Below are 14,300 nucleotides of genomic sequence, written 5' to 3'. Positions count from 1 at the left end.
GCTCGCAAGATCGGCTCACTCCTCGCGCTCACGCTGGGCCGCCTTTCGTTCGCGACTGCGGGGCTCGCAAGATCGGCTCACTCCTCGCGCTCACGCTGGGCCGCCTTTCGTTCGCGACTGCGGGGCTCGCAAGATCGGCTCACTCCTCGCGCTCACGCGGACACCCCCACGCGGACGTTGCGGAACCGGGCCGGCGCGGCCGGGTGGCCGGTGTGCCCGATCTGGCCGGGCTGGCCCTTGCCGCAGTTGGGCGTGCCCCAGGAAACCGTCTCGCTCGACAGCATGTCCATCGAGCGCCAGAAGAGCGGGCCGATCCCGGTGTACGTGGGATTGCGCAGCATCCGCCCCCGCCGCCCCTTCTTGATCTCCCAGCCGACCTCGCAGCCGAACTGGAAGTTGAGCCGCTTGTCGTCGATCGACCAGGACCGGTTGAGGTCCATCAGCACCCCGTCGTCGGTCGCCGCGATGATCTCCTCCAGGGTGTGCGGACCGGGTTCCAGGCCGACGTTCGTCATCCGCACCATCGGCAGCCGAGCCCACCCGTCGGCCCGTACGCTGCCGCCGTAGTCGAGGCTCGCCATGGCCGCGGAGTCCCGGCCGGCGAGCACCCCCACCCAGCGGCCGTCCCGGACCGCGTCCCGCTTGACCGCCGGCGAGCCCTCGTCGTCGAAGCCGAAGCTGCCCAGCGCGCCCGGGATAGTGGGGTCGATGGTGATGTTCATCAGCTCGGAGCCGTACCGCAACGAGCCGAGCTGCGCCAGATCCAACCAGGACGTGCCGGCGAACGCCGCCTCCCAGCCGAGGATCCGGTCCAGCTCGATGGCGTGCCCCACCGACTCGTGGATCTGCAGGGCCAACTGCTCGCCGCCGAGGATCAGATCGGTCTCGCCGGCCGGGCAGACCGGCGCGGTGAGCAGCGCCCGGGACTCCTCGGCGATCTGCGCGGCGTGCGCGGTCAGGTCCAGCGACTCGACCAGCTCCCAGCCGGTGGTGCCGTACTGCCCCCGGTAGCTGGGCCAGGACCGGCGCTGCGTCTCCCCGTCGCCGATCGAGGTGGCGGAGATGCCGGCGCCGCACTCGCGGATCCGCTGGTCGATCCGGTGACCCTCGCTGGAGACGAACCACTTCGCGGTGTCCCAGATCTGGTACAGGCCCTCGGCCAGGTCCGCGCCGTGGTCGGCCATCGTGCGGGTCGCGCCGACCAGCAGGTCGCCCTTGTCCGACAGGGGCACCCCGAGCGGGTCGATCTCGCAGCCGGAGGCCCAGCTCGCGGTGACCGCCTGCGCCGGGACCAGGTCGACAGGCGGGCCGGGAACACGTGCGCTGGCCATGGCGGTCCGCGTCGCGCGCCGGCCGGCGTCGCGGGCGGCGGCGTCCGAGAGATCGGGTACGGCGTGGAAGCCCCAACTCGCACCGACGAGTGCCCGGACGCCGAGCCCGATGCTCTCGTCCTGGGTCAGTTCCTCCACGTCACCGTTGCGCGCGGTCATCGACTCGTAGCGACGGTGCATCACCCGCGCGTCGGCGTACCGTGCGCCCGCGTCGAGGGCGGCCTGGACGGCGGCGCTGGCCGCGTCGAACTCGGTCATGGACCGACCCTAGGCCAGCCGACCGACACCCGTCAGGGGACGAGGTCTTCCGGCCGGATGGTGGCCCGCACCGGCTCCGCCAGCTCCAGAACCTCACCGCGCTTCGTGGTTGCCCGCTCCACGTAGTGGGCGCCCTGTAGCTGGTGGAGCTTCACGGTCAGGCTCTCCTGCTCGACGAGCAGATACCATCCCACCCCTGCTGCGGCGTACAGGTGCTGCAAGATCGCGCTAGATCTTGGATGTAGTGGTATCGGCGCTTCGGCGATGCCACTAGATCCTGGTTCGAGCGTGACCTTGGCGGCGGAGGGTGCCCCAACTCCGCTTCCGGTCACTCGGGGGGCGGTGATCGTCGTCAAGATTCGCGCAGTATCAGGGATGTTGCTGCCTCCGCCGCGCCTGAGGCAGCAACTTCGGGGAAGTTGCGCGGGGCGCGGGGCGGCGTGCGGGGTGCCCACCGTGAGGGCGGGATGAACGGGCGTGGATGGCGAGGTGACGGGGGTGCGGGGCCGATGCGGACTCGTTACGCTCGGGCCCGCTGACAGGTACGGACTTTGTAGCTTATTTTCACCCTCAGGACTTTCATGTAAGTTCTCTTCGTCACTGAGGGAGGCGGCCGTGGACAGTTCGGATGCCTACCTGCGGGTGCGTGACCTGCGGGTCCGGTTCGACACCGAGGACGGCGTGGTGCGCGCGGTCGACGGGGTGTCGTTCGCCGTGGAGCGGGGTCGCACCCTCGGCATCGTGGGCGAGTCCGGCTCCGGCAAGAGCGTCACCTCGCTGGCCATCCTCGGCCTGCACGACCCGAAGCGCGCCACGATCACCGGAGAGATCTCCGTCGGTGGGCGGCAGTTGGTCGGCCTGCCTGACGAGGAGGTACGCCGGCTACGCGGCCGGGACATGGCGATGATCTTCCAGGATCCACTGTCGGCGCTGCACCCGTACTACACGGTGGGCCGGCAGATCGCCGAGGCGTACCGGGTGCACCACCCGAAGGCCAACCGGCGCGAGGCCCGCCAGCGGGCGGTGGACATGCTGGACCGGGTCGGCATCCCGCAGCCGGCCCGCCGTTTCGACCAGTATCCGCACGAGTTCTCCGGCGGCATGCGCCAGCGGGCGATGATCGCGATGTCCCTGGTCAACGACCCGGCGCTGCTGATCGCCGACGAGCCGACCACCGCGCTGGACGTCACCGTGCAGGCGCAGATCCTGGATTTGCTCGCCGACCTCCAGGCCGAGTTCCACTCCGCGATCATCCTGATCACCCACGACCTCGGCGTGGTCGGTCAGGTGGCCGACGACGTGCTCGTCATGTACGGGGGGCGTGCCGTCGAGCGGGGCAGCGTCGAGCAGGTGCTCCGCTCGCCGCAGCATCCGTACACCTGGGGGTTGCTCTCCAGCGTGCCGTCGCTGCACGGCGACGCGGACGCGGACCTGGTGCCGATCCCCGGCAACCCGCCCAGCCTGATCAACCTGCCGTCCGGCTGCGCGTTCCACCCGCGCTGCCGGTACGCGGACCGGGTCGGCAGCCGGTCCCGCAGCGAGGTGCCCGAGCTGCGGGCGGCCGGGGCCGACGGTCACCTGGTCGCCTGTCACCTCAGCGCCGAGGAACGTGTCACGTTCTACGCCGAGGACGTCGCATCCGTGGGGGTGGCCCGATGACCGACGAACCACTGCTGCGGGTACGTGGGCTGACCAAGCACTTCCCGGTACGCCAGGGGCTGCGCGCCACCGGCCAGGTGCGGGCGGTCGACGGGCTCGACTTCGACGTGCGCCCCGGCGAGACGCTCGGGCTGGTGGGGGAGTCGGGCTGCGGCAAGACCACCACCGGTCGGATGCTGGTGCGGCTGTTGGAGCCGACGAGCGGCAGCATCGAGTTCGCCGGGCGGGACATCACCCACGCCGGCCGCCGTGAGTTGCGCCCGCTGCGTCAGGAACTCCAGATCATCTTCCAGGACCCGTACGCCTCGTTGAACCCCCGGCACACCGTCGGTCGGATCGTGGCGATGCCGTTGCAGGTCAACGGGATCAAGCCCCCGGGTGGCGTGAAGGCCCGGGTGCAGGAGCTGCTGGAACTGGTCGGGTTGAACCCGGAGCACTACAACAGGTACCCGCACGAGTTCTCCGGCGGCCAGCGTCAACGCATCGGCATCGCCCGCGCGCTGGCCCTGCGGCCCAAGCTGATCGTCGCCGACGAGCCGGTGAGCGCGCTGGACGTCTCGATCCAGGCGCAGGTGGTCAACCTGCTGCGTGACCTCCAACGGGAGCTGGGCCTGGCGTTCGTGTTCATCGCGCACGACCTGGCCGTGATCCGGCACTTCAGCCAGCGGGTCGCGGTCATGTACCTGGGTCGGATCGTGGAGATCGGCGACCGGGCGGACATCTACGAGCGCCCGCAGCACCCGTACACCCGGGCGTTGCTCTCGGCGATCCCGGACGTCACCCAGCTCGGCCCGGCGGGTCGGATCCGGCTGACCGGTGACGTGCCGACCCCGCTCGACCCGCCGTCGGGCTGCCGGTTCCGTACCCGCTGCTGGAAGGCGCAGGACGTCTGCGCCACCGAGGAGCCCGCGTTGATCCCCCGCGACGGGGGCAGCCAGGCCACCGCGTGCCACTTCCCCGAAGGGGAAGCGGCCAGCACGAGCCCCGAGGTGGCGGCTCCGTTCGTCGAGGAGGTGCCGTCGTGAGCCTGTCCCCGGTGGAGGGTGTGGCGCTGGCCGAGATCGAGTCCGACCCGGACGCGAGCACGCCCGCCGCGAAGGGTGTGGTCGGGCGTTCACCCGGTCAGCTCGCCTGGCTGCGGCTGCGCCGGGACCGGACGGCCGTGGTCAGCGGCGTACTCCTGGTCTTCTTTCTGCTGGTGGGGTTGGCGGCTCCGCTGATCGAGATGGCCTACGGTGTCGGGCCGCGGGAGCAGTTCCAGAACCTGCTGGACGGCTTCGGCATGCCGCTTGGTTACGCCGGCGGCGTCACGGGCGAGCACTGGTTCGGCCTGGAGCCGGGGCTGGGGAGGGACATCTTCATCCGGCTGATCTACGGGCTGCGGACGTCGTTGTTCGTCGCGTTCGCCGCCGCGTTGATCACCGCGACGATCGGGATCGTGCTGGGCGCGCTCGCGGGCTACCTCGGCGGCTGGCTCGACGCGGTGATCAACTGGATCACCGACCTGACGCTGGCCATGCCGTTCCTGATCATCGCCCTGGCCCTCACCCCCACCATCACGCTGCGGTTCTACGGCGAGCGGGGGCAGGTGTCGTCCGCCTTCGGGATCGGCGTGCTGATCGCCGTGTTCGCCATCTTCGGCTGGACCAGCACGGCACGGCTGGTCCGCGGGCAGGTGATCGCGCTGCGTGAACGGGAGTTCGTGGAGGCGGCCCGCGCCAGCGGGGCCGGGCTGGGGCACATGCTGTTCCGGCAACTGCTGCCGAACATCTGGGCGCCGATCCTGGTGTCGTTCTCCCTCGCCGTGCCGCAGTTCATCACCAGTGAGGCCGCGCTGTCGTTCATCGGCGTCGGCCTCAGCGACGAGACCCCGAGTTTCGGCCGGATGATCTACGACAGTCTGGACTTCCTCCAGACCGACCCGGCCTACGTGTTCTTCCCGGGCATCATGATCTTCGCGCTGGTGTTCGCCTTCAACCTCTTCGGCGACGCGTTGCGGGACGCGCTCGACCCGAAGTCGTCCCGGTAGGGGTGGGCTCATGTCACGGTTTCTGATCAAGCGGCTGTTCTCCGCCACGCTGACCCTGTTCGCGGTGAGCGTGCTGACCTTCCTGATGTTCTTCGCCCTGCCGCGCGACCCGGCGAGCAGCATCTGCTCGAAGAACTGCAACCCGGAGCGGCTGGAGCGGGTCCGCGACGACCTGGGCCTGAACGACCCGCTGGTCAGCCAGTACGCCGGTTACATGAAGGGCATCGTCACCGGCCGGGATCTGGGCAGCGCTCAGGGCGGCCGGTGTGACGCGCCCTGCCTGGGCTGGTCGTACGTCACCAACGAGGCCGTCTCGGACACCATCGGCCGGGTGCTGCCGGTGACGCTGAGCATCGTCATCCCGGCGGCGATCCTCTGGCTGCTGCTGGGGGTGGGGCTGGGGATGGTCTCCGCGTTACGGCGCGGCACCTGGCTCGACCGGGCGGCCATCGGCTTCTCACTGACCGGCGCGTCGTTGCAGCTCTACTTCGTGGGCGCGGTGCTGCTGCTGGTCTTCGTCTACAACCTGCGGCTGCTGCCGGTGCCCAGCTACACCTCCCTCTTCGACAACCCGGCGAAGTGGGCCAGCGGGCTGGTGCTCGCCTGGGTGGCGCTGGCCTTCCTCTTCTCGGCCATCTACGCCCGACTGTCCCGGGCGCAGATGTTGGAGACGCTGTCCGAGGACTTCGTCCGGACCGCGCGGGCCAAGGGCCTGGCCAAACCCACGGTGTACGGGAGGCACGCGCTGCGCGCGGCGATCACCCCGGTGGTGACCATCGCTGGGCTGGACGTGGGCGGGGCGCTGGGCGGCACGGTGATCACCGAGACGACGTTCGGCGTGCAGGGGTTGGGGCGTACGGCGGTGGACGCGGTGCGCTCGGGTGACCTGCCCACCATCATGACCACGGTGCTGATCGCGGCCGTCTTCGTGGTGCTGGCGAACATGCTGGTCGACCTGCTCTACGCGGCCATCGACCCCCGGGTGCGGCTGCGCTGACCCGGCCGCTGTCCAGGGCGTGGCTGCTGGCGAAATTTATCGACAACTGTTACACAACTCGTAGGTTTTCTTCCTTACGATCCTCGGGACGTCGGCGGTTCTCGCCCCGACGAAACGCACGGCACATGTGAAGGGGGTATTCATGAGACCACGCGTGGTGGCCGCCGCGGGCGGCGCGATCGCTCTGGTGGTGGCATTGGGTGCGTGCTCGAAGAACACGGGCGAGGGCACCACCGTGGACACCGACCGGCAGCAGACCGGGGTCATCGCGACCGACCCCAAGGACTCGCAGGGGCCGGCGGCCGAGGTGAGCGGCGCCGCGAAGGGTGGCACCTTCACCATCATCCGGGAGTCGCCGATCTCCCACCTGGACCCGCAGCGGACGTACTCGTTCGCCGGTCTGATGACCAACCCGCTCTTCGCGCGCTACCTGACCACCTGGAAGGACGACGGCAAGGGCGGCCTCGTTCTGGTCGGCGACCTGGCCGAGACGCCGGGCAAGAACGTCAACAACGACTGCAAGGTCTGGGAATTCACGATCAAGGACGGGGTGAAGTTCGAGGACGGCCGGCCGATCACCTCCAAGGAAATCGCGTACGGCATCGCCCGGTCCTTCGACCCGGACCTCTCCGGCGGCCCCACCTACATCCAGGAGTGGCTGGCCGACACCCCGCAGTTCGACACCAAGTGGGACTTCAAGAAGAACAAGACCTCGCTGCCGCCCGGCCTGAGCACCCCGGACGCCAAGACGCTGCGCTTCGAGTTCGCCAAGCCCCGCTGTGACCTGCCGTTCGCGGTCTCGCTGCCGACCACCGCGCCGCTGCCCGCCGACAAGGACACCGGCGTCGACCTGGACAAGCAGCCGTTCTCGTCCGGGCCGTACAAGGTCGCCAAGAACCAGGTGGGCGTGCAGCTCACCCTGGACCGCAACACCAACTGGGACGCGAAGACCGACCCGGTCCGGCACCAGTACCCGGACCAGTTCGTCTGGAGCTTCGGCCCGACCGCGGACGCCGCCAACAACCGGGTGATCGCCGACAACGGCGCCGACCAGAGCGCGCTCGCCTTCAACACGGTGCCCGCCTCGCTCGTCGCCAAGGTGGCCGGGGACGCCGCGCTCAAGTCGCGGACCATTCTCTCGCCGACCCCGAGCGCCAACCAGCTCGTGATCAACAACCAGCGGGTGACCGACCTGAAGGTCCGCCAGGCACTCAACTACGCCATCGACCGCGAGGGCTTCATCAAGGCGATGGGCGGCCAGACCGTCGCCGCGCCGCTGACCACGCTGATGCCGTCGGCCACCATCGGCTACAAGGCGTACGACGCGTACCCGGCGGGCGCCAACGGCAACGTGGACAAGGCCAAGGAACTGCTCGGCGGGAAGACGCCGGAGCTGGTCCTCGGTGTCGCGGACAACTCGACCGAGCAGCAGCAGGGCGCACAGCTCAAGGCCAACCTGGAGCGGGCCGGCTTCAAGATCACGCTGCGGAACATCTCCGACGACGCGAAGCTCGACGAGATCAAGAAGAAGGACAACCCCTGGGACCTGTACATCGGTAACTGGGCGGCGGACTGGCCGAGCGGGGCGTCGATCCTGCCGGTGCTCTACGACGGCCGGACCATCAAGGCCGAGGGCAACAGCAACCAGTCCTACTTCAACGACCCGGCGATCAACGCCGAGATGGACCGCATCCAGGCCATGCCCGCCGCCGACCAGGGTCCCGAGTGGGCCAAGCTCGACGAGCGGATCATGAAGGAGCACGCGCCGGTGGTGCCGCTCTTCGTCGACGTGGCCTACAACGTGCACGGGTCGAAGGCCGGCGGGATCTTCATCTCCAGCGTCTTCGGCTACCCGTCGTTCGTGAACGCGTACGTCACCCCGTAAGGCACACCGCAAGCCAGAAGGGTCCTCTCTCGACAGCGTCGTCGGGAGGGGATCCTTCTGTTTCCGCTGAACAGGTCACTTGGTGCGGCCCTGCCCGTTTCATCTGGCCGGCTGGGCCGGACGCGGTCAGATGGTGTGGATCGTGATGAGGTCTTCGAGACCGGCGAGGTCGTCGGCGTTGCGGGTGTAGATGGCGGCGTCGTGGGCGTGCGCGGTTGCGGCGATGAGTAGGTCCATCACCCTGGCTCGTGGCTGACGGCCGATCTCGACGACGCGGGCAGCCAGTCGCGCATAGCTGTCGGTGATGGCTTCGTCGATGGGAAGCGGATCAAATCGGCGTTGGATTGCGCTCAGCCGGGCTAGACGAAGTGCTCTCGCCTCGGCGGTTTTCGCGACCAGGACACCGAACTGGAGTTCGGCGAGGCTGGCGACGCTGATGGCCAGTTCGCCTGGAATCGGGGTTACATCGCTAGCGATGAGGACGCTGGTGTCGAGGATCCCGCGGCTCACCGCTCGACCCATGGATCGGTGACGCTGTCGTCGAGGAGGTCCCGATCCCTTGCCCACGCCGGGTCGGTGGGTTGATCGAACACGCCGGCCAGATCGTCCCATTCGCGCCAGGTTCGAGGACTGACCGGGCCGAGCACGGCGGCCGGTCTGCCGGCGACAGTGATCGTCACGCGTTCGCCGGCCTGCGCCCTGCGCACCAGGTCGCTGGCATTCTGCCGCATCTCCCGCAGTCCCACTTCATGCATACACGCTACTGTAGCACTTGTGCTACCTTCGTCGGAGGTTGTCGCGGGTCGACCGCATCGTTGGCAGGCCCGCTCACCTCACCGGCTGGGCTCGCGCTGGTGGCCGGTTGAGGCGGCGAAACGCTGGTGTGGCGGGCGTTGTGGCACGGCCCGGTATCGCCCGCTGAGCAGAATCCAGCCAGCCACCGCTGCCATCGGAGCGGTCATCAACACCGTGACTGCAATGACGTTGGAGGCCTCACCCAGCAGGGTGCCGGTCAGCAGTGACAGGGTCATGTTGTTTCCGGCATGCGCGACGCTCGTGGTCCAGATGCTGCCGCTGCGCAGCCGCAGCCAGGCAAGAATGATCTCTTGGCACAGGAAGGACACCGTCCAGACCAGCAGGCCCAGGGTCACGTTGCTGAACTCGATGTACCCGAGGAACGGCAGCGGATAGTGCCAGACCGCCCAGATCAGGCCGGTGGCCAGGGTGGCGGCCAGTGGTCGTCCGGGGAAGATCCGCAGCCGGAGGTAGCTGGTCCAGCCGAACTCCTCGCCCCAGTAGAGCGGGGCCAGTAGCGGTACGACGAGCATCAGCACAATCAGGGAGGCCCACCACGGCAGGCCAGGTGCCAGCTCGTTCAACGGTGCCAGGGTCGGCCGCCACAGCCCCAGGGCTGCGGCGATGCCGACGGCAGCGACGGTGAATGCCAGCGGTCCCAGCCAGGCCGCAAGGTAGTGGGGCCACGCCGCGCGTAGCCGCAGCGCCAATCCGGCGTCGGCAAAGCCTTCACGTGTGACCCAGCGGCGAACAATGAAAGCGGCGGCGGCGGGCGCGATCCAGCCGAGGGAGAGGATCTGCACGAGCGGATCCGCCAGCGAGAAACCCAGCAGGTAGAGCGTGATCTCGACGGTCCACGTTGCGCCAAAGGTGATGAGTAGGAACGTTCCCAGTCCCTTGATTCTCGGCATCACGCCAGGCAACCATTCGGCCGGGCGATGACCACTACGCCCAGCTATCGAAACGGCGTAGGGCTGGGTATACCTCGCCCATAGCGTTGGTCCAGAGTCTCTGGGCGGCCCGCGGCCTTCCTCCTCACGACGTTGCCCGTGGCGCTCCCGCTCCCGACAGCGTCGTCGGGACGTCCTGCCGGACGGGTCGCCGAAACCGTGGCGATAGGGTGGCGCGGTGTTCTCCGCCGGCGAGCGTGACTCGATCCGAGAGCGGTTACTCGGCCTGGCCGACGAAGACCCCGCCGTCGTCGGGGCCGCCATCACCGGATCCCACGCCCTCAACGGCGGCGACCGATGGTCGGACATCGACCTGGTGTTCGGCATCGAAGGACCGCTGGATCCCGCGATGCACCGCTGGACCGACCTGCTCTACGGGGACTTCGCCGCCGTGCACCACTGGGACCTGCCGTCCGGTCCGGCGGTGTACCGGGTGTTCCTGCTTCCCGACCTGCTCGAAGTGGACATCGGGTTCACCCCGGCCGCGGAGTTCGGGCCGCTCGGTCCTACCTGGCGTACCGCCTTCGGGCATCCCGTACCGGCGAAGGACGACCCGTCCCCTGGTCGCCGGACCCTGGTCGGGCTGGGATGGCACCACGCCCTGCACGCGCGGACGTGCATCCAACGACACCGGTGGTGGCAGGCCGAGCAGTGGATCAGTGCCCTACGCGGCCAGGTTCTCGCCCTGGCCTGCTTGCGACTCGGTCACCCCACGAGCCATGCGAAGGGCGCCCACCTGCTTCCCACCGCGGTGACCGCGCCGCTGAACACCACCCTGGTACGCGCGCTCGACGAAGCCGAACTCACCCGTGCACTCACCGCGGCGACGGCTGCGCTGATCGCGGAACTCGCGCTCGCCGACGCGGCCCTGGCGACCCGACTCGCCCTCGCCCTCAGCGACCTGCGCGACGATGCTAACCCGGTCGTGGATCTCCACACCGGCTGTTAGCGTCGCGGCATGTTCGCCACCGATCGGGTCCGACTGCGCCCGCCCACGCCCGACGACGCGGCGGACATGTTCCGCCTCTACGGTGATCCCGAGTTGCACCTGATCACAGACGGCGAGCCGTTCCTGCCGCGCCACGTCGGCCACATCCGGGCTCGGCTGGAGAAACAGGTCAGCGAGCCACCCGGCGGCCGGGCCGCGGTGCCGTTGCTGGCCGAAACCGTGGCCGACGGCACGTTCCTCGGTGGCGGCGCGCTGTGGGGGATCGACGCGTTCAACCAGTACGCCCACCTCGGCATCTCGCTGCTACCCGAGGCACGTGGTCAGGGGTACGGGACCGAAGTGATCCGGTTGCTCTGCCGGTACGGCTTCCGCAACCGCAACCTACGCCGTCTGGAACTGGAGACGGTGGCCAGCAACACGGCCATGCGGCGTACTGCGGAGACGTGCGGCTTCACGCACGAAGGCACCCAGCGGGAGCGCGAGTACGACGGCGACGGCTTCGTGGACATGGTGATCTACGGTCTGCTCCGGCGCGACTGGACGCCGTAACCGGCCGTGAATCAGGGCTGGACTGAGCTTTCAATAGCGGTGCTTTGCTGCGGACGAAGCGCGGTCAGCAGACTGTCGAGTTGACCCCAAGCCCGCGCGCTGGAGATGTGGTCGATGTAGTCGCGGGACTCGATGATGAGCCCGTCGCGGATGCGCATCACGAAGACACACGGCACCGTGAACGCCTCGCCCGTCTCGTCGACCCGCCCCTGATAGGCGAACTCGGCGACGATCACCTCCGGGTCGGCGGTTTCATGAATCGTCACGTCGACCGGCTTGCGGTTCAGCGTCCGGGCGACCGGAGGTGGCGAGGTGAAGTGCTCGTGCAGCTCACTGCGGCTGAGTAGCGGTGGCGGGTTGAGCGGGTGGAACGGATGCGTGACGTGGGTTTGTTCGGCGTACAGGTCGGCCAAGTCCTCGTACGGACCGTCGCAGACGCCGTTCACCAGCCGGAGGAAGGTTTCGCGTGGGCTAGTCATGCCGGGCTTCCTTCGAATCGGTGGATGTCACTTGGGGTATGCCGAGGACTGCATCCGGGAGTGGCCGGCACCCCAACGACGGCACCCTACCGACCTCAGCCCCGAGCTGGCTGCCCCGGAGCGCCTGGTCGGCCTTGTCGGGTGCGCTGAGATCGGCCGTGAATCCATCAACCGATGAGCGCTTCCGCGATCTGCCGGGTGGTCTGTGCGGCCACCCGCGCATCGGAGGCGGCGTACGAGCAGTAGGCGTTCAGGCCGGTAGCGAGTGCCCATCCGCGACCCCTGGCCCACGTCGGATCGTCCACGCCGAGCGCGGCGCGGAAGACGGCACGCGTGGTGCGCGACATCAGAGTAAAGGCGCTGGTCATGTCCCGTGCCGGATCGCCGACACCGAGGCCACCGAAGTCGATCTCGGCGCTGACGCGGCCGTTCACGGTCAGAATGTTGCCAGTGTGAAAGTCGCCGTGGAACCAGACCGGCGGGCGGTTCCAGCCCGATGTGCTCAGCGCCGTCTCCCAGACCGACGTCAGGGCCGCCGCGTCGAAGACCCCGGCAACCTGCGCGATCCTGGTACGTGTTTCGTCGTCCCGGGCAGCCAACGCCCGACCGTCGCCCTGCGGCACCTCCAGGACCGGGAACCGCTGAAGTGCGCTGAGAAATCCGGCCAGAGCGACGGCGGCCTTCCGCGACTGCGCCAGAGCAGCTGAGGTTGCCACCTCGCCGTCAAGCCATTGAGAGACCGTTCAGGGCCACGGATACCCGAGGTCCGGCCGACCCACCGCGACCGGTTGCGGGATGGCCAGCGGTAGGTGCGGGGCCAACCGTGGCAACCACCGATACTCCTTCTCGGCCTGACTGACGGCACCGGCGTGCGATCGATTCGTGGTCGGGCGATTACCACGGACGGCTCCTACCGGGAGAGAAGTCATGACCATGAGAGCTCACGACTGATCACCTGTCGACCGGGTTCCCATACCTGTCTGGAGTGTGGGACACCGAGCCTTTCCCGCATCCGCCGTCAGTGCGCAGCAGGTCGCCCGCCCCCCGGACGCCCCAGCCACGATCACCCAGCTCGCCGTCAACCTCGGGGTGCCGTGAGCGGGACGGGTTAGGCTCGGCACGGTTCCTGACCGTGGGGAGTTGCCGATGCGCGTCACCACCTGGCTCCGGTCACCGTCCATCCGTCGACGCCTGTTCGTCGCTGCCGTGCTGGTCGGCTGTTTCGTCTGGGCGATGGTCGTCGTCGGGCTGTCGTTCGCGATGGTGGAGCGCGGCAGCGGCCAGTGGTGGGCGATCCCACTGTTCGGCGCGTTCGTGTTGGCGGTCGCGGTGCTGGCCGTCCGTTGGGTCGCCGCCGTCCCGTCCGGGGCCGACCTGGCACCGGCAGGTCTGGCCGTACCCGTCGCCGCTCAGGGGCCGTCGCCAGTCGCGGTACGGCGCAGGCTCGCGGAGCCGCTCAGCTCGCGCGAACTGGAGGTGCTACGACAGTTGGCGACCGGTCGTACGAACGCGGAGATCGCCAAGGGGCTCTTCGTCGCGACCGGCACAGTGAAGGCGCACCTCAACCACATCTTCCGCAAGCTCGATGCGACGAGCCGCCTGCAGGCCGTCGCGCACGCCCGCGAGGCCGGTCTGCTGGAATAAACCCTGTTTAAACCAGCGGTAGACCGATCGGCAGATGCCCTCCCCGGTGGTCCTTCCTAACGTCCGGAGGCATGAAGCAGCGTATTGATCACGTAGCGCCGTTCGCCCTCGTCGCGTTGTTCACGATCGTGGTGCAGGGGCTGTCCCTGATGGAGTTTTTGCCACTGCCGATCGCCCTGCTGGCCGGGGCCGGATGGGCGGTCCTGATCGGGCTCGTCGCGCGCTGGATCCGCCGCAGACCGGCGTTGAGCGCCTGGGTCGAGGATGGCCTCGTGGCGCTGGGCTGTGTGACCATGGCGCTGCTCGCGTTCGGCGGCGCCATCGGGCTGGTGATGCTGGGTGCCGCGCTGGACAGCTCCTCGATCACCGGCGAGACGATGGTGACGATGTTCCTCCCCAGCATTCCGGTCGCGATCGCGGCGAACGTCCCCACCGAACTCGTCATCCTGCCGGGGCTGCTGGTCCTCGGATGGCGTCCCGGTGCCCGTCGGATCCTCTTCGTCGCCGCAGCCGCCGTGTATTTCGTCCACCGGGTCTGGACCTACCTGGTGTTCGCGCCCGACCGCCTGGACTTCGCTGCGGCGGAGCGGTCCACAGCGGTGCTGACCACAGCGGAGAAGGATCAGTTCGCCGCTGCGCTGCACGTCGACGACCCTCGATGGGTCCTCAACCTGCTGATCTTCGCGATCATCCTGCTTTCCGCGTTCGTCTCCAGCCGCGGCCGGCAGGAGGAGGGAAGCCGGAGTGCGGTACGCCGCCGGCGTCGGTGATCATG

General features: G+C 68.7%; 15 protein-coding genes and 1 pseudogene. 9 read left to right on the top strand and 7 right to left on the bottom strand.

The window, feature by feature from the left end:
• Positions 1-152: 152 nt before the first annotated feature.
• Together AB0A90_RS14800 and AB0A90_RS14795 are read right to left on the bottom strand one after the other, a co-directional pair.
• A complete protein-coding gene (locus tag AB0A90_RS14800) occupies positions 153-1,589 on the bottom strand; it encodes a TldD/PmbA family protein (RefSeq protein ID WP_357246884.1) in 1,437 nt (478 codons plus the stop codon).
• A gap of 32 nt (positions 1,590-1,621) precedes the next feature.
• Positions 1,622-1,810, bottom strand: coding sequence for a hypothetical protein (locus tag AB0A90_RS14795; protein ID WP_357246881.1), 189 nt, complete (start codon positions 1,808-1,810; stop codon positions 1,622-1,624).
• A 394-nt stretch (positions 1,811-2,204) separates the two neighbouring features.
• On the opposite strand from AB0A90_RS14795, the gene AB0A90_RS14790 reads away from it, so the two are divergent.
• The 5 genes from AB0A90_RS14790 to AB0A90_RS14770 all read left to right on the top strand — a co-directional run bounded on the left by AB0A90_RS14790 (position 2,205) and on the right by AB0A90_RS14770 (position 8,159).
• Positions 2,205-3,248, top strand: a complete 1,044-nt coding sequence (locus AB0A90_RS14790; RefSeq protein ID WP_357246878.1) for an ABC transporter ATP-binding protein — start codon at positions 2,205-2,207, stop codon at positions 3,246-3,248.
• On the top strand, positions 3,245-4,273 hold the full coding sequence (locus AB0A90_RS14785; RefSeq protein WP_357246875.1) for a dipeptide ABC transporter ATP-binding protein: 1,029 nt from the start codon (positions 3,245-3,247) through the stop codon (positions 4,271-4,273). The genes AB0A90_RS14790 and AB0A90_RS14785 overlap by 4 nt, the downstream gene beginning before the upstream one ends.
• Positions 4,270-5,277, top strand: a complete 1,008-nt coding sequence (locus AB0A90_RS14780; protein ID WP_357246872.1) for an ABC transporter permease — start codon at positions 4,270-4,272, stop codon at positions 5,275-5,277. The genes AB0A90_RS14785 and AB0A90_RS14780 overlap by 4 nt, the downstream gene beginning before the upstream one ends.
• A gap of 10 nt (positions 5,278-5,287) precedes the next feature.
• The gene (locus tag AB0A90_RS14775) at positions 5,288-6,274 is read left to right on the top strand and encodes an ABC transporter permease (RefSeq protein ID WP_357246869.1); all 987 of its coding nucleotides are present in this window, start codon (positions 5,288-5,290) and stop codon (positions 6,272-6,274) included.
• A gap of 142 nt (positions 6,275-6,416) precedes the next feature.
• Positions 6,417-8,159 (top strand): ABC transporter substrate-binding protein, encoded by a 1,743-nt coding sequence (locus tag AB0A90_RS14770; protein ID WP_357246866.1) that lies wholly within the window; start codon positions 6,417-6,419, stop codon positions 8,157-8,159.
• 126 nt (positions 8,160-8,285) lie between these two features.
• Here AB0A90_RS14770 and AB0A90_RS14765 read toward each other — a convergent pair whose 3' ends face one another.
• The 3 genes from AB0A90_RS14765 to AB0A90_RS14755 form a co-directional block, all read right to left on the bottom strand.
• Positions 8,286-8,669: a PIN domain-containing protein gene (locus tag AB0A90_RS14765; RefSeq protein ID WP_357246863.1), complete on the bottom strand. Its 384-nt coding sequence runs from the start codon at positions 8,667-8,669 to the stop codon at positions 8,286-8,288.
• Positions 8,666-8,914, bottom strand: coding sequence for a type II toxin-antitoxin system prevent-host-death family antitoxin (locus AB0A90_RS14760; RefSeq protein ID WP_357246860.1), 249 nt, complete (start codon positions 8,912-8,914; stop codon positions 8,666-8,668). Before AB0A90_RS14760 ends, AB0A90_RS14765 begins: the two co-directional genes overlap by 4 nt.
• A 78-nt stretch (positions 8,915-8,992) precedes the next feature.
• Positions 8,993-9,865 (bottom strand): CPBP family intramembrane glutamic endopeptidase, encoded by an 873-nt coding sequence (locus AB0A90_RS14755; protein ID WP_357246858.1) that lies wholly within the window; start codon positions 9,863-9,865, stop codon positions 8,993-8,995.
• Between the two features lie 217 nt (positions 9,866-10,082).
• Between AB0A90_RS14755 and AB0A90_RS14750 the strand changes: the two genes are divergently transcribed.
• On the top strand, positions 10,083-10,853 hold the full coding sequence (locus AB0A90_RS14750; RefSeq protein ID WP_357246855.1) for a hypothetical protein: 771 nt from the start codon (positions 10,083-10,085) through the stop codon (positions 10,851-10,853).
• A 9-nt stretch (positions 10,854-10,862) separates the two neighbouring features.
• On the top strand, positions 10,863-11,402 hold the full coding sequence (locus AB0A90_RS14745; RefSeq protein WP_357246852.1) for a GNAT family protein: 540 nt from the start codon (positions 10,863-10,865) through the stop codon (positions 11,400-11,402).
• Positions 11,403-11,413: 11 nt separating this feature from the next.
• Here the strand turns inward: AB0A90_RS14745 and AB0A90_RS14740 are convergent, their stop codons facing one another.
• Entirely contained in the window at positions 11,414-11,881 is a 468-nt protein-coding gene (locus AB0A90_RS14740; protein WP_357246849.1) for a nuclear transport factor 2 family protein, read from the bottom strand.
• A 167-nt stretch (positions 11,882-12,048) separates the two neighbouring features.
• Positions 12,049-12,603: pseudogene (locus tag AB0A90_RS14735) on the bottom strand (phosphotransferase); the annotation flags it as partial.
• 424 nt (positions 12,604-13,027) lie between these two features.
• Here AB0A90_RS14735 and AB0A90_RS14730 point away from each other — a divergent pair.
• Positions 13,028-13,525, top strand: a complete 498-nt coding sequence (locus AB0A90_RS14730; RefSeq protein WP_357246846.1) for a response regulator transcription factor — start codon at positions 13,028-13,030, stop codon at positions 13,523-13,525.
• Between the two features lie 71 nt (positions 13,526-13,596).
• Positions 13,597-14,295 (top strand): hypothetical protein, encoded by a 699-nt coding sequence (locus AB0A90_RS14725; protein ID WP_357246844.1) that lies wholly within the window; start codon positions 13,597-13,599, stop codon positions 14,293-14,295.
• The last annotated feature ends 5 nt before the right edge of the window (positions 14,296-14,300 follow it).

Origin of the sequence: Micromonospora sp. NPDC049204 (genome assembly GCF_040647935.1) — a bacterium.
GTDB lineage: Bacteria > Actinomycetota > Actinomycetes > Mycobacteriales > Micromonosporaceae > Micromonospora.
This window is presented reverse-complemented; position numbering and strand designations above follow the sequence as displayed.

Excerpts from the sequence above, each read along its gene's own strand:
- AB0A90_RS14755 (WP_357246858.1), bottom strand. The coding sequence starts at position 9,865 with ATGCCGAGAATCAAGGGACTGGGAACGTTCCTACTCATCACCTTTGGC.
- AB0A90_RS14770 (WP_357246866.1), top strand. The coding sequence starts at position 6,417 with ATGAGACCACGCGTGGTGGCCGCCGCGGGCGGCGCGATCGCTCTGGTG.
- AB0A90_RS14760 (WP_357246860.1), bottom strand. The coding sequence starts at position 8,914 with ATGCATGAAGTGGGACTGCGGGAGATGCGGCAGAATGCCAGCGACCTG.
- AB0A90_RS14785 (WP_357246875.1), top strand. The coding sequence starts at position 3,245 with ATGACCGACGAACCACTGCTGCGGGTACGTGGGCTGACCAAGCACTTC.
- AB0A90_RS14775 (WP_357246869.1), top strand. The coding sequence starts at position 5,288 with ATGTCACGGTTTCTGATCAAGCGGCTGTTCTCCGCCACGCTGACCCTG.
- AB0A90_RS14725 (WP_357246844.1), top strand. The coding sequence starts at position 13,597 with ATGAAGCAGCGTATTGATCACGTAGCGCCGTTCGCCCTCGTCGCGTTG.
- AB0A90_RS14730 (WP_357246846.1), top strand. The coding sequence starts at position 13,028 with ATGCGCGTCACCACCTGGCTCCGGTCACCGTCCATCCGTCGACGCCTG.
- AB0A90_RS14740 (WP_357246849.1), bottom strand. The coding sequence starts at position 11,881 with ATGACTAGCCCACGCGAAACCTTCCTCCGGCTGGTGAACGGCGTCTGC.
- AB0A90_RS14745 (WP_357246852.1), top strand. The coding sequence starts at position 10,863 with ATGTTCGCCACCGATCGGGTCCGACTGCGCCCGCCCACGCCCGACGAC.
- AB0A90_RS14800 (WP_357246884.1), bottom strand. The coding sequence starts at position 1,589 with ATGACCGAGTTCGACGCGGCCAGCGCCGCCGTCCAGGCCGCCCTCGAC.